This window comes from Sphingomonas sp. SDUR79 (assembly GCF_056821745.1).
On the sequence record NZ_JBPDIN010000001.1, the window covers coordinates 3,298,624 to 3,310,951 of the forward strand.

Here is a 12,328-nt window from a genome sequence, read left to right on the forward strand (position 1 = left end):
CGCGCAGCGTGACGGAGGGGGAGGAAGGGTATCCGCTAGAGCGGTGAGGACGAAGCCGTCCTCCCCCTCCGCCGCTTTCAGCGGCACCTCCCCCTTGCGGGGGAGGATAACCGGTCAGCCCTTCGCCAGCGCCTCGGCGATCAGCTTCCGGCTATTCTCCACGCCATACAGCGCGATAAAGCTGCCCATGCGCGGCCCCTGCGAGCTGCCCAGTAACGTCTCATACAGCGCCTTGAACCAGTCACGCAGCGCTTCCTTGCCAAACCGCGCCTTGCCGATCTCATAGACGATGTTCTGCAGATCCTCCGCCGACGCATCCGCGCCCGCCCCGGCCAGCATCTGGTCCAGATCCTGCAACGCTTCGACCTCGACCCCCTCGGGCGCCCGCCGCACCGGCTTCTCCGCCACATCGCGGACATAGGCGATCGCATAGCCGATCAGCGCATCCAGCTCGGGCCATTCCGCCGCTGACGCTCCCGGCAGATAATTGGCGAGATAGCCCCAGACCTGCTCCTTGGTCGCCTCGCGCATCACGCCGACCAGGTTGAGCAACAGCCCGAACGTGACCGGCAACGTCCCCTCCGGCGGCGGGCCGTTATGGATATGGTGGACCGGGTTCCCGAGCCGCTGTTCGACCGGCTGGTCGGCATAGGCGGCGCGGAACTGCCAATAATCGTCCACCGCGCGCGGGATCAGGCCCAGGTGCAGCGCCTTGGCCTTTTTCGGCTCGCGATAGATGTAGAAGGCGAGGCTCTCGTCCGGGCCATAGCTCAGCCATTGCTCGATCGACAGGCCATTGCCCTTGGTCTTGCTGATCTTCTCGCCCTTGGCATCGAGGAACAGCTCGTAATTGAACCCCTCGGGCGGGCGGGCACCCAGCACGCGCGCGATCTTGCCCGATTGCGTCACCGAATCGATCAAATCCTTGCCCGCCATCTCGTAATCGACGCCGAGCGCGACCCAGCGCATCGCCCAGTCGGCCTTCCACTGCAGCTTCGACTTGCCGCCAAAGATGCTCTGCTCGATCCGCTCGCCCCCCTTGCCATCGCTGCTGTCGGTGAACGCGATCATGCCCGTTTCGGGGTCGAGCACCTCGATCGGCACCTGCAGCACGATCCCCGTCTTGGGGCTGATCGGCAGCACCGGCGAGTAGGTCGCCTGCCGCTCCGCACGCAGCGTCGGCAGCATCACGTCCATGATGCCCTGATAGTTGCGCAGCACCAGTCGCAGCGCATCGTCGAACTTGCCCGACCCATAATAGTCGGTGGACGACGCGAACTCATAGTCGAACCCGAACCGGTCGAGAAAGTCGCGCAGCATCGCATTGTTATGCGCCGCGAAGCTCTCGAACTTGCCGAACGGGTCGGGCACCTTGGTCAGCGGATGGCCGATATATTGCGCCAGCATCTCGCCATTGGGCACATTGTCCGGCACCTTGCGCAGGCCATCCATATCGTCGCTGAACGCGATCAGCCGCGTGGGCTGGTCGGACAGCGTCTCGAACGCGCGCCGCACCATCGTCGTGCGCAGCACTTCATTGAACGTGCCGATATGCGGCAGCCCCGACGGGCCATAGCCGGTCTCGAACAGCACCGGCGCACCACCCGGCTTCCCGTCGGGATAGCGCTTGAGCAGCTTGCGCGCCTCTTCATAGGGCCATGCCTTTGAGGTGAGGGCGGCGTCACGGAGAGCGGTGTCGGTCATGTGTGTCTGTCTATCTGAAGGCAAAGCCTGCGGGTGCGCGAAGGCGCGCCGATTTGCAACCCACGCAATTCCTCCCCTGAGCTCGCTCAGGGGAGGGGGACCGCCGGCGAAGCCGGTGGTGGAGGGGCCGCCCCGAAGAGGGCGGAATTTTGCCGAGCTGCCCCCGGCCGTCTGCGCGGCCGCCCCTCCGTCATCGCTGCGCGCTGCCACCTCCCCCAGCAAGCTGGGGGAGGAATGATTCGCATTCCGCTGGCATTTCCCCACCGCTCTTGATAATCGCTCGCAACATGACCGACTCCCTCGCGCGTGCGCCGCGCAACCTCCCTGCCACCGTCGCCACGATCGACTGGTCCGCGCTCGCCCCGCACGAAGTGCGCCGCCTGCGCGAATTCGGGCTGGACGAAGGGGTCGAGGTCGAACTGATCCGCCCGGTCGGCTGGTTCGGTGGCCCCGCCGCGGTGCGCATCGGGCGCATGACCGTCGCGCTGCGCCGCCACATCGTCCAGGCGATCCACTTGAAGGCACCCGCGGCATGAACGCGCAACCGCTCGTCGCCCTGGTCGGCAACCCCAATGCCGGCAAGACCGCCCTGTTCAACGCGCTCACCGGCGCACGGCAAAAGGTCGGCAACTATCCCGGCGTGACGGTCGAGCGCCATTCGGGCCGCCTCGCGCTCAACGACGGTCGCCCGGTCGAACTGGTCGACCTGCCCGGCACCTACAGCCTCGATCCGTCCAGCCCCGACGAAGCCGTCACCCGCGACGTCGTGCTCGGCAAACAGGCGGGCGAACGCCTCCCCGACGCGCTGATCGTCGTCGCCGACGCCTCCAACCTCGAAAATCACCTCCGCTTCGTGCTTCAGCTGCGCCAGCTCGGTCGCCCGATGGTGGTCGCGCTCAACATGATCGACATGGCGACGCGCGACGGCATCACGATCGACGCCGACGCGCTGTCGGCGGAGCTCGGCGTCCCGGTTGTCACCACCGTCGCGGTGCGCAAGCGCGGCCTCGACGAACTCCGCGCTGCGCTCGGCGGCGTGCTTCAAGCGAGCCGCCCCGCCGCCCCCGAAGCCCCCGAATCCGACATCACCTATTTTCAGCGCGACGCCCGCCGCATCGCCGCGCTCGCCATCACCGATCAACCGCGCAGCCGCGCCTTCACCCGCGCGGTCGATAACGTCGTCCTCCATCCGGTCGCGGGCTGGCTGATCCTGTTCGCCATGTTCTTCGTGATGTTCCAGGCGGTCTATAGCTGGTCGGAGGCCCCGATCGGCTGGATCGAGGGCGCACAGGAATGGCTTGGCGCACAGGCCCAGGCCAATCTCCCCAGCGGGTTCTTCGGCGACCTGATCGTTCAGGGGATTATCGCCGGCGTCGGATCGGTGGTGGTGTTCCTGCCCCAGATCCTGATCCTGTTCTTCTTCATCCTGCTGCTCGAAGCGACCGGCTATATGGTTCGCGCCGCATTCCTCATGGATCGGCTGATGTCGCTGGTCGGCCTGTCGGGCCGCGCCTTCATCCCGTTGCTCTCGTCCTTCGCCTGCGCGATCCCCGGCATCATGGCCGCGCGCTCGATCGACGATCCCAAGGAGCGGCTGACCACGATCCTCATCGCCCCGCTGATGACCTGCTCGGCGCGGCTGCCGGTCTATATGCTGATCATCGGCGCGTTCATCCCCGCGCGCGACGTCGGCCCGGGCATCGGGCTTCAGGGGCTGGTGCTGTTCGGCCTCTATGTCTTCGGCATTGTCGGCGCGATCCTCGCCGCCTTCGTGCTGCGCCTGACCGCAACCCGCGGCAAGAGCGGCGGCTTCATGATGGAAATGCCGCGCTACCAGCTCCCCTCGCTCCGCGACCTGCTGATCGGCCTGTGGCAGCGCGCCTATGTCTTCCTGCGCCGCGCGGGCACGATCATCCTCGGCGTCACCGTCGCCTTGTGGCTGCTCGCCTCCTATCCGGTCGCACCCGAAGGGGTGAAGCAGAGCGAATATTCGGTCGCCGGTCGCATCGCATCGGGCCTCGAAGTCGTCCTCGCCCCAATCGGCTTCAACCATGAAATGAGCCTCGCGGTGATCCCCGCCATGGCCGCGCGCGAAGTCGCGGTCTCCGCGCTCCAGACCGTCTACGCGATCGACGCCCCGGACGAAGAAACCGGCGCAGCCGCGCTCGGCGAAAAACTGGCACAGGGCTGGCCGCTCCCGACCGCGCTCGCCTTCCTCGCCTGGTTCGTCTTCGCCCCGCAATGCCTCTCGACCATCGCCGTCGCCCGGCGTGAGACCAATGGCTGGAAATGGCCGATCGTGATGATCGTCTATCTGTTCGCGGCGGCCTATGTGGCGGCGGGGCTGACCTATTGGGGTGCCAAGGCGCTGGGGCTTTAGGGGGCTTCGAAACGCTTCAACGGCTCAAGCAGGGCAGCCTCAGCCACTCAGCTCCCGCTACGGGTGACCATATTGCGGACATTCGTTGGACGAATGTAGGTTGCTTGGCGGCGTGCTGGCGGTTCGCTGGCGGGTTCACGGCGTTGTCGGCGAATATGCGCCTGCTAGCTTTGGCGGTGAACCAACCACAGCGATGCAGGAGAATGTGATGCCACTCACCCCGAACGCCGAAAAAATCAGACGCTGGCGCGAAGAGCGTCATTGGTCACAAGAACATCTTGCCGCCGTGGCGGGTGTCGGTGTGAGGACTGTCCAGCGTATCGAGAATGGCGAGACGGCGTCCAACGAAACCTTAATGGCGCTCGCTGCCGCATTTTCCGTGGATGTCGCGGCACTAACCGACGATGCGACGATAAAAGCGGAGGCGCATGTAAAAGCAAAGACAGACAAGAAGCTTGCCGATCTGCGGCTGGCCTTTGCGATCAATCTCGCCAGCTATATCTTTGGAATGCTGGTGTTTGCGGGTATTAGTTTCGGGGATGGCAGCGGTGGACGCACCATGATGTGGCCCTCAGTCTGGTGGACCATTGTTATTGTCGGGTTCGGTTTGGTTGTTGCCATCGTCGAGTGGGTAGCGCGGCAGAACCATGGGCAAAATGCTCGTGCACCAGAGCGTTAAGTTGTCAGTGACCTATCGTCTTCGCAGCAGAAGCGCTTGATCCGCAACTTGCGCCTCAGAAAAGGCGACACCTCAAATCGGATCGATGGCGCGTAAACCCGCGACATGTTCGCTTTACCAAATCCGCCGCTCCGCCCGATTCGGCCCACCCAGCCTTTCGCGCCCACCCGGTAAAGCACTCATATGGAACGATAATATCGAACATGTTTCCTACATGTTCTCATTCTGCTATACCCTGACCATGGCCAAGCCAAAGTCGAACCTCACTCCCGCCGCGCGCCGTCCAGATTTTCGGAAATCCGGGCGCGCTCGGCTTCGTCCGCCGCTTTCTGCGCCTTGGTGCGTCCGAACTTGGCGCGGTTCTCCACAGCCTTTGCGGTGGCCTGCGCCTTCGCGCGTGCCTTTCGCGCCTTGTTGAGGTTAAGGATATCGGCCATTCGTCCCTCGATATCGATTTACAAGCGGAGTGAATATGGCGGGCAGCGTCAATAAGGTCATCCTGGTCGGCAATCTCGGGCGCGATCCCGAAAGCCGCTCCTTTTCCAACGGCGGCAAGGTGGTCGAACTGCGCGTCGCCACCTCCGAATCGTGGAAGGACCGCAACAGCGGCGAGAAGAAGGAGCGCACCGAATGGCACACGGTCAAGCTGTTCTCCGAGGGACTCGCCAACGTCGCCGAACGCTATCTGCGCAAGGGCTCGAAAGTCTATCTTGAGGGCCAGCTTCAGACCCGCAAATGGCAGGACCAGCAGGGCCAGGACCGCTATTCGACCGAAATCGTGCTGCAGGGCTTCGACGCCAAGCTGGTGATGCTCGACGGACCCGGCGGCGCGCAGGGCGGTGGCGCTGGCGGCGGCGGCAGCCGTGGCGGCGATGACTGGGGCGGTGGCGATGACGCGTTCGCGGGTCAGTCGAGCAATCGCGGCGGCGGTGGCTATGGCGGCGGCAATGCGGGTGGCGGCTTCGGCGGCGGTGCGCGCGGTGGCGCGGCCAGCGGCGGCGCTGCGGGCGGCGGCTTCCCCGACGATCTCGACGACGACGTGCCGTTCTGACGGATGGATGGGCGCGCTGCGGATGTGGCGCGCCATTTCCCCGTAAGGGGTTGGTTCGCTTGAATTTTTAGTGAAATGGTGCGGCCAAGAAGACTCGAACTTCCACGGGCTTTCGCCCACAACGACCTCAACGTTGCGCGTCTACCAATTCCGCCATGGCCGCACGGATTTCGCACACCGGATGAGACCGGAGGCGGGTAAGGCAGCGGCCCCTAGCAAAGCCCCGGGGGGCATGCAACCTCCCTTTTGTCCGCGCCACTCTGCGGCTAAGGCGACCGCCCCATGACGCTGACCCCCGAAACCCGCGCAGAGATTCGTCGCATCCTCGCGCTGGCCTGGCCGGTGGTGCTGACCGGCCTCAACTGGACGATCCTCCACGTCACCGACGTGATCGTCGTCGGCCTCGTCAGTACCCACGAGGTCGCGGCCTTGGGGGCCAGTCGCACCCTGACCTTCATCGGCATCGTCGTGGCATTGGGCTGGCTCACCGGAGTGCTGGTCTTCTCGTCCCGCGCCGACGGGGCCAAGGACCTGCCCGCCACCGGCGCGGTGCTGCGGCAGGGCCTCGTACTCGGCGGTATCCTCGGCCTGATCAGCGGCGCGCTGCTGTTCGTCTTCGCGCTCCCGATGCTCCAGGGTGTCGGCGTCGATCCCGGTATCGCGCCCGAAGCGGCGCGGGTCGTCCAGACCATGGCGCTCGCCTATCCGTTTCAGCTGATCATCGTCGCGGCGAGCTTCTTCCTCGAAGGCGTCAGCCGCCCGCGCCGGGTGATGGCGGTCAACCTCTCGATCCTGCCGCTCAACGCGGTGCTCGCCTGGATCCTCGCCACCGGCCAGTTCGGCCTGCCGCAATTCGGCGCGGTCGGCGCGGCCAGCGCGACGGTCATCGCCACCATCGTCGGCGCGATCGCCATGACCGCCGCCGCGCTCACCCTCCCCCGCGCGAAGGAGCGCGGCGTGCGCGACTGGAGTGATCTTGGCACGCCGGAGATGTGGCGCGGTGTCCGCCGGCTCTTGGCGTTCGGCACCGTCCCGGCGGTCGCGTCGGGGCTCGAGCTGGCGGGATTCTCGATCCTGATCGCGCTGTCGACCCAGTTGGGGGAGGCGACGACGCACGCGTTCCAGATCGTCTTCTCGGTCCACAACGTCACCTTCGCCTTCGCGCTCGGCCTCGGTTCGGCCGCAGGTGTTCGCGCGGGCAACGCGGTGGGGGAGGGGGTTCCGGCACAGGCAGGACCACGCACCGGCATCGCCGCGATTCTCGCCGCGCTGATCCTCGGCCTGCTCGCGCTGCCGCTGACCTTTACGCCCGCCCTGATCGTATCGGGCTTCCCCGCTTCGGCGGAGGTCGCAACGCTCGCCGCGCTGATGCTGGCGATGTGGGCACCGTTTATCCTGTTCGACGGGCTGCAGGTGGTGTTCGTCTACGCGCTGCGCTCGCTCGGCGATCAGGTCGTGGCCGGCCTCAACGGCATCCTAGCCTTCTTCCTGCTCACCGGCGCGATCGGCCTGTGGACCGTCCAGCATGGCTGGGGTCCGATGGGGCTGGTCTGGGCCTCGGGCAGCGGGATGATCGCCGCCGCCTTGCTCAACGGTGGCCGTTTATGGTGGGTTATTCGCCGCCTTCGCCGGAAAAGCTGAACTGAATCGTCTTGCCGGTCTGCGGCACGTCAAGCTTGCCGCTGTTGAAGTCGAGGCTGCCCCCGGCAGGCAAGGTGCGCGGGTCCGGGGTGATGGTCCAGCTATAGACGATCGAATTGTTCGCGTCGCGCAGCTCGGCCAGGATGTTGGGGACGCGCTGCGTCTCCTTGGTCGGGTTCATCACCTGTCCGCTGACGACGAACAGCTCGCCGCCATTCAGGCGCGGCTTGCGCTCGACCGACTGGGCGGTGAAGATCAGCGGGGTCTGCGCCGCGCCGATCGGGAGGCCCAGCTGCGCGGCAAGACCGGGCGCGCCGGTCCAGATGATCGCAACCGCGCCCAGCGTCATGGACAAGCCGGCGATCGCGGCCGCCGCAGTCCAGCGCTTCTCGGGATTGCGGCGCGGCTTGAACGGCGGCTCGTGCGCGAACGGATCATAGTCGCGCGGCTTGTCCTCGGTCGGCTGCGAATAGGCATCGGCGCGCACCAGATCGGGAGCCGGGGTCGGAGCCGCGCTGCCCGCCGTGGCCAGAGGGGTCTGGAACCAGCTATGCTTGCAACTGGCGCAGCGAACCGTGCGTCCCTCCGCACCGATGGCGGTGTCGGGAACCAGATAGCGTGTTCGGCAATCGGGACATTCAAGGATCATGGCGGCACGTGTTGCTAGGCGGCCTTGGCTAACCAAAACGGGAAAGGCCGGTCCCGAATCTAAACACCTGCCGCGCGCGAATGGCAAGGCCCGAGTCGCGGCGGTGCCGCTGCGCTTGAGCGGGCGGGTTGGCTGTGCGATGGCTGGCTCAAGGGCAGAAGGATCAGGAGCGGCCGACGCCGGCACATGGCCAATATCGTTCAGTTTGAGAATGTCGGCCTGCGCTATGGCACCGGGGCTGAAACGCTGAGCGACGTCAGTTTCACGCTCAGCGCGGGCGCATTTTACTTCCTGACCGGCGCATCGGGCGCGGGCAAGACCTCGCTGCTCAAATTGCTCTACCTCGCCCAGCGACCGACGCGCGGCGTGGTGCGGCTGTTCGGCGAGGATGCCGGCGCGCTGCCGCGTCGCCGCCTGCCGGGGTTCCGCCGCCGCATCGGCGTGGTGTTTCAGGACTTCCGCCTGCTCCCGCATCTCTCGGCCTATGACAATATCGCGCTCCCGCTGCGCGTTGCGGGGATGCCGGAGGGAGAGATCGAGGCGCCGGTGCGCGAAATGCTGGCCTGGGTCGGGCTGACCGACCGTGGCACAGCGAAGCCGCCGACGCTGTCGGGCGGGGAGCAGCAGCGCATCGCCATCGCCCGCGCCGTCATCACCCGGCCCGAAATGCTCGTCGCGGACGAACCAACCGGCAACGTCGATCCCGACATGGCCGAGCGGCTGTTGCATCTCTTCGACTCGCTCAACCGGCTCGGCACCACGGTCGTGGTCGCGACGCACGACTTTCATTTGCTCAACCGCATTCCCAATGCGCGGATGATGCGGATCGAGAAGGGGCGGCTGCTCGACCCGACCGGAGCGCTGCGCTTTCCGCCTGATCGGGGGACCACGTGATGCGGATCGGGCGCGCGCGCCCGCATCATCGCTGGCTCGACGATGGCCAGCGCACGCGTGCAATGGTGTGGATCATGGCGATCATGCTGTTCCTGACCGTGCTCGCCGGGGCGCTGGGCTTTGGCATGGCCGGGGCCGGGCGTTCGCTCGACCGCCAGCTTGCCGGGCGGCTGACGGTCCAGCTGGTCGAGGCGGACGCAGCGCGCCGCGACGCCAGCGCCCGCATGCTGGTCGAACGCGTGCGCGCGATCCCCGGCGTGAAACAGGTGGTCGAGGTTGACCGCGCCCGGCTGGCCGAACTGCTGCGCCCGTGGCTGGGCGATGCCGGGCTGGATGCCGAACTGCCGATGCCGGCGATGATCGATGTCGATCTGACGAGCGGCGATCCAGCGTTGATCGCGCGGGTGCGCCAGACCGCGCTTGCGGTATCGCCCGCGGCGCGGGTGGATCAGCATGCGCAATGGCTGTCGCCCGTGGCGGGCTTTATTGCGACATTGACCTGGGCTGCGGCGGGGCTGGTGCTGTTGATGGCGACGGCGACAGCCGCAGTGGTGTTGCTCGCCGCGCGCGCGGGGCTCGACACGCATCGCGACACGATCGCGGTGCTGCACATGCTGGGCTCCACCGACACCCAGGTCGCGCGCCTGTTCCAGCGGCGGATCGCGCTGGACACGCTGCTCGGCGGGGTGATCGGTACGGCGGCGGCGCTGGGCGCGGTGTGGCTGCTCGGGCGGCAGACGGCAGAGCTGGGCTCGGAACTGCTGGGCAGCATCGCGCTCGCCGATGCCGATTGGGTGCTGCTCGCGCTGGTGCCCCTTGTCTTTGCGTTGCTCGCGATGGGCGCGGCACGCGTCGCGGTGCTACGCACGCTGGGGCGCACGCTGTGATCTGGCGCATTCCGCTGCTGCTGGTACTGGCCTGGGCGCTTGGCTTTGGCCTGTTCATGCTGTCGCTCGGCAAACCGCTCGACCCCGGGGTTCGGACCGATGCCATCGTGGTTCCGACTGGCGGGCCGGGTCGGATCGATCGCGGGATCACCCTGCTTCAGGCGAAATCGGCCAAGCGGATGCTGATCACCGGTACCGATCCGACGGTCCGCCCGATCGAGCTGGCGGTCGAATATCGGACCTCGCCGCGGCTGTTCCGCTGCTGCATCGATCTGGGGCATGAAGCGGTCGACACGCGCTCCAACGCCGATGAGACCGCCGCATGGGTGGCAAAACACGGCTACAAGTCGGTTAGGCTGGTTACTGCCGACTGGCATGTTCCGCGCGCGAAGCTGGAACTCGCCAACGCGCTCGGCCCCGATGTCGAGATTCGCGGTGACGGCGTGCGGACTACGGCGAGCTGGTCGATGCTGCTGCGCGAATATCACAAATATCTGGTCCGGCGTTTCGCTTTGCTCTTCGGGATCGGCAATGGCTGACCGTATCCGCACGCTGATCTTCGCGATTATCTTTTACGGCCTGTCGGTGCCGATCGTGCTCGCCGCGCCGATCGTGGCGCTGTTCGGGACACAGCGGATCCGCAGCTATTCGATGGCATGGGCCGGGCTGGGTCTGCTGCTCGCGCACCAGATTCTCGGCATACGCGTCGCGGTCGCGGGAAGTCGCGCCGAAGGGCCTGCGCTCTACGCGGTCAAGCATCAGGCGATGTATGAAACGCTCGCGATGGCAGCGATGCTCGACGGGCCTGCAATCGTGATGAAGCAGGAACTGGCGCGCATCCCGGTATGGGGCTGGGTCGCGCGCCGCTATGGCGTCATCGTCATCGACCGTGCGGGATCGGCCAAGGCGCTCCGTGCGATGATGAAGGAAGCGCGTGCGGCGGTGGCAGAGGGACGGTCGGTGGTGATCTTTCCCGAGGGCACCCGCACTCCGCCGGGTGAAACGCCGCCGTTGCGGTCGGGCTTTGCCGGTCTCTACCGTGCCATCGGGCTGCCGGTGATCCCGGTCGCGTGCGAAACGGGGAAGGTCTGGCCGCGCAAAGGGCCCAAGCGCCCCGGCCTGGTCACCTTCCGCTATGGCGATCCGCTCCCCCCGGGGATGCCGCGTGAGGAGATCGAGGCGGCGGTGCATCGCGGTATCAACGCGTTCGAACCTGCCCGGCTCTAGCCGGTCCGCCGGGACGAGGGCGAATGGCTCCGGGCGGGGACGCATCGCTGACGCTCAGCGCTGGTCCCCGGCTCCGTCCGGTCAGGCGTCCTGCGCCGCCAGCGCGGGGTAATCGATATACCCCTCCGGCCCCTGGCTGTACCAGGTTGCCATATTGCCCTCATTCAGCGGTGCCCCTGTGCGCAGCCGTGCGGGCAGGTCCGGATTGGCAAGGAAGGTGCGGCCAAAGCTCACCGCGTCTGCAACCCCGCTGTCGAGCGCGACCTGCGCCTGTTCGCGGGTCACATAGTCCGAATTGACCACCAGCGGCCCATCGAACACCGTGCGGATTGCGGGGCTGAGCTTCGGCACGTCGGTGCGACCGAACGTCCCCTCCGGCCCGGGCTCACGCAGCTCGAGGAACGCGATGCCCAGCTCCGACAGGCGCTTGGCGGCGGGCAGGAACAGCGCATGCGGGTCGCTATCATCGACCCCCTGGCTCGCGCCATTGGGCGACAGCCGCACCCCGGTGCGGTCGGCACCCGCGACCGCGACGACGCGTTCGGCGACTTGGCTCAGCAGCCGGATGCGATTCTCGACGCTCCCGCCATAGCTATCGGTCCGCAGATTCGCGCCGTCGCGCAGGAACTGGTCGATCAGATAGCCATTGGCAGCATGGATCTGCACACCATCGAACCCGGCCTTGAGCGCGTGTTCCGACGCGCGGGCATAATCGTCGAGGATGCCGGGGATTTCCGCGATGTCGAGCGCGCGCCTGCTCATAAGGCTGGCGACCCTCATAGGTGTGGACATGGCCCTGGGTCTGCGTCGCTGACGCCGAGACCGGCTGCTCCCCGATCACCGAGCTGTGGACCTGTCGTCCCATGTGCCACAGCTGTGCGACGATCCGCCCGCCTGCGGCGTGCACCGCGTCCGTCACCGGCTTCCAGCCCTCGGCCTGTGCTTCGGTCCACAGCCCCGGCGCGAACGGCCAGCCCAGACCCTGACGGCTGATCCCGGTCGCCTCGGAAATGATCAGACCCGCCGATGCGCGCTGAGCATAATAGTCCGCCATGATCGCGGTCGGCACGCCGTCGCGCCCGGCGCGTCCGCGCGTCAGCGGCGCCATCAGGATGCGATTCGGCGCCTGGATCGCGCCCAGCGTCAGCGGATCGAACAAATCGGGCATCGTCGAATTTCCCTCCAAACAAGTTGCATGTTGCAACAGATAGGGCGC

The 12,328-nt window shown here is 66.6% G+C and carries 12 protein-coding genes, 1 tRNA gene and 1 pseudogene; 9 read left to right on the plus strand and 5 right to left on the minus strand.

What is annotated here, in order from left to right; translation table 11 throughout:
• Window positions 1-114: 114 nt before the first annotated feature.
• Complete coding sequence (locus ACRYLO_RS16305) at window positions 115-1,704, minus strand: lysine--tRNA ligase (RefSeq protein WP_482661117.1); 1,590 nt, start codon at window positions 1,702-1,704, stop codon at window positions 115-117.
• 287 nt (window positions 1,705-1,991) lie between these two features.
• Between ACRYLO_RS16305 and ACRYLO_RS16310 the strand changes: the two genes are divergently transcribed.
• From ACRYLO_RS16310 to ACRYLO_RS16320, 3 genes are all read left to right on the plus strand, one after another.
• Entirely contained in the window at window positions 1,992-2,240 is a 249-nt protein-coding gene (locus tag ACRYLO_RS16310; protein WP_156442774.1) for a FeoA family protein, read from the plus strand.
• Window positions 2,237-4,084: a ferrous iron transporter B gene (gene feoB, locus ACRYLO_RS16315; RefSeq protein ID WP_482661118.1), complete on the plus strand. Its 1,848-nt coding sequence runs from the start codon at window positions 2,237-2,239 to the stop codon at window positions 4,082-4,084. The genes ACRYLO_RS16310 and feoB overlap by 4 nt, the downstream gene beginning before the upstream one ends.
• 100 nt (window positions 4,085-4,184) lie before the next feature.
• Window positions 4,185-4,763, plus strand: a complete 579-nt coding sequence (locus tag ACRYLO_RS16320) for a helix-turn-helix domain-containing protein (RefSeq protein WP_482661119.1) — start codon at window positions 4,185-4,187, stop codon at window positions 4,761-4,763.
• Between the two features lie 263 nt (window positions 4,764-5,026).
• Here the strand turns inward: ACRYLO_RS16320 and ACRYLO_RS16325 are convergent, their stop codons facing one another.
• Window positions 5,027-5,200 (minus strand): DUF4169 family protein, encoded by a 174-nt coding sequence (locus tag ACRYLO_RS16325; RefSeq protein ID WP_439571727.1) that lies wholly within the window; start codon window positions 5,198-5,200, stop codon window positions 5,027-5,029.
• Between the two features lie 35 nt (window positions 5,201-5,235).
• Here ACRYLO_RS16325 and ssb point away from each other — a divergent pair, with 35 nt between their 5' ends.
• Window positions 5,236-5,814: a single-stranded DNA-binding protein gene (gene ssb / locus ACRYLO_RS16330; protein ID WP_482661120.1), complete on the plus strand. Its 579-nt coding sequence runs from the start codon at window positions 5,236-5,238 to the stop codon at window positions 5,812-5,814.
• A 76-nt stretch (window positions 5,815-5,890) separates the two neighbouring features.
• Here the strand turns inward: ssb and ACRYLO_RS16335 are convergent.
• Window positions 5,891-5,977, minus strand: a tRNA-Leu gene (locus tag ACRYLO_RS16335).
• A gap of 119 nt (window positions 5,978-6,096) precedes the next feature.
• Between ACRYLO_RS16335 and ACRYLO_RS16340 the strand changes: the two genes are divergently transcribed.
• Window positions 6,097-7,455, plus strand: coding sequence for an MATE family efflux transporter (locus tag ACRYLO_RS16340; protein ID WP_482661121.1), 1,359 nt, complete (start codon window positions 6,097-6,099; stop codon window positions 7,453-7,455).
• Here ACRYLO_RS16340 and ACRYLO_RS16345 read toward each other — a convergent pair.
• A complete protein-coding gene (locus tag ACRYLO_RS16345) occupies window positions 7,427-8,104 on the minus strand; it encodes a zinc-ribbon domain-containing protein (protein ID WP_482661122.1) in 678 nt (225 codons plus the stop codon). The genes ACRYLO_RS16340 and ACRYLO_RS16345 overlap by 29 nt on opposite strands.
• A gap of 186 nt (window positions 8,105-8,290) precedes the next feature.
• On the opposite strand from ACRYLO_RS16345, the gene ftsE reads away from it, so the two are divergent.
• The 4 genes from ftsE to ACRYLO_RS16365 are packed head-to-tail and all read left to right on the plus strand — an operon-like array spanning window position 8,291 to window position 11,112.
• Window positions 8,291-8,998: a cell division ATP-binding protein FtsE gene (gene ftsE / locus ACRYLO_RS16350; RefSeq protein WP_482661123.1), complete on the plus strand. Its 708-nt coding sequence runs from the start codon at window positions 8,291-8,293 to the stop codon at window positions 8,996-8,998.
• Window positions 8,998-9,885, plus strand: coding sequence for a cell division protein FtsX (locus ACRYLO_RS16355; protein WP_482661124.1), 888 nt, complete (start codon window positions 8,998-9,000; stop codon window positions 9,883-9,885). Before ftsE ends, ACRYLO_RS16355 begins: the two co-directional genes overlap by 1 nt.
• Entirely contained in the window at window positions 9,882-10,424 is a 543-nt protein-coding gene (locus tag ACRYLO_RS16360) for a YdcF family protein (RefSeq protein ID WP_482661125.1), read from the plus strand. The genes ACRYLO_RS16355 and ACRYLO_RS16360 overlap by 4 nt, the downstream gene beginning before the upstream one ends.
• A complete protein-coding gene (locus tag ACRYLO_RS16365) occupies window positions 10,417-11,112 on the plus strand; it encodes a lysophospholipid acyltransferase family protein (RefSeq protein ID WP_482661126.1) in 696 nt (231 codons plus the stop codon). The genes ACRYLO_RS16360 and ACRYLO_RS16365 overlap by 8 nt, the downstream gene beginning before the upstream one ends.
• An 81-nt stretch (window positions 11,113-11,193) precedes the next feature.
• Here the strand turns inward: ACRYLO_RS16365 and ACRYLO_RS16370 are convergent.
• Window positions 11,194-12,280 (minus strand): annotated as a pseudogene (locus ACRYLO_RS16370) (alkene reductase).
• Between the last annotated feature and the right edge of the window lie 48 nt (window positions 12,281-12,328).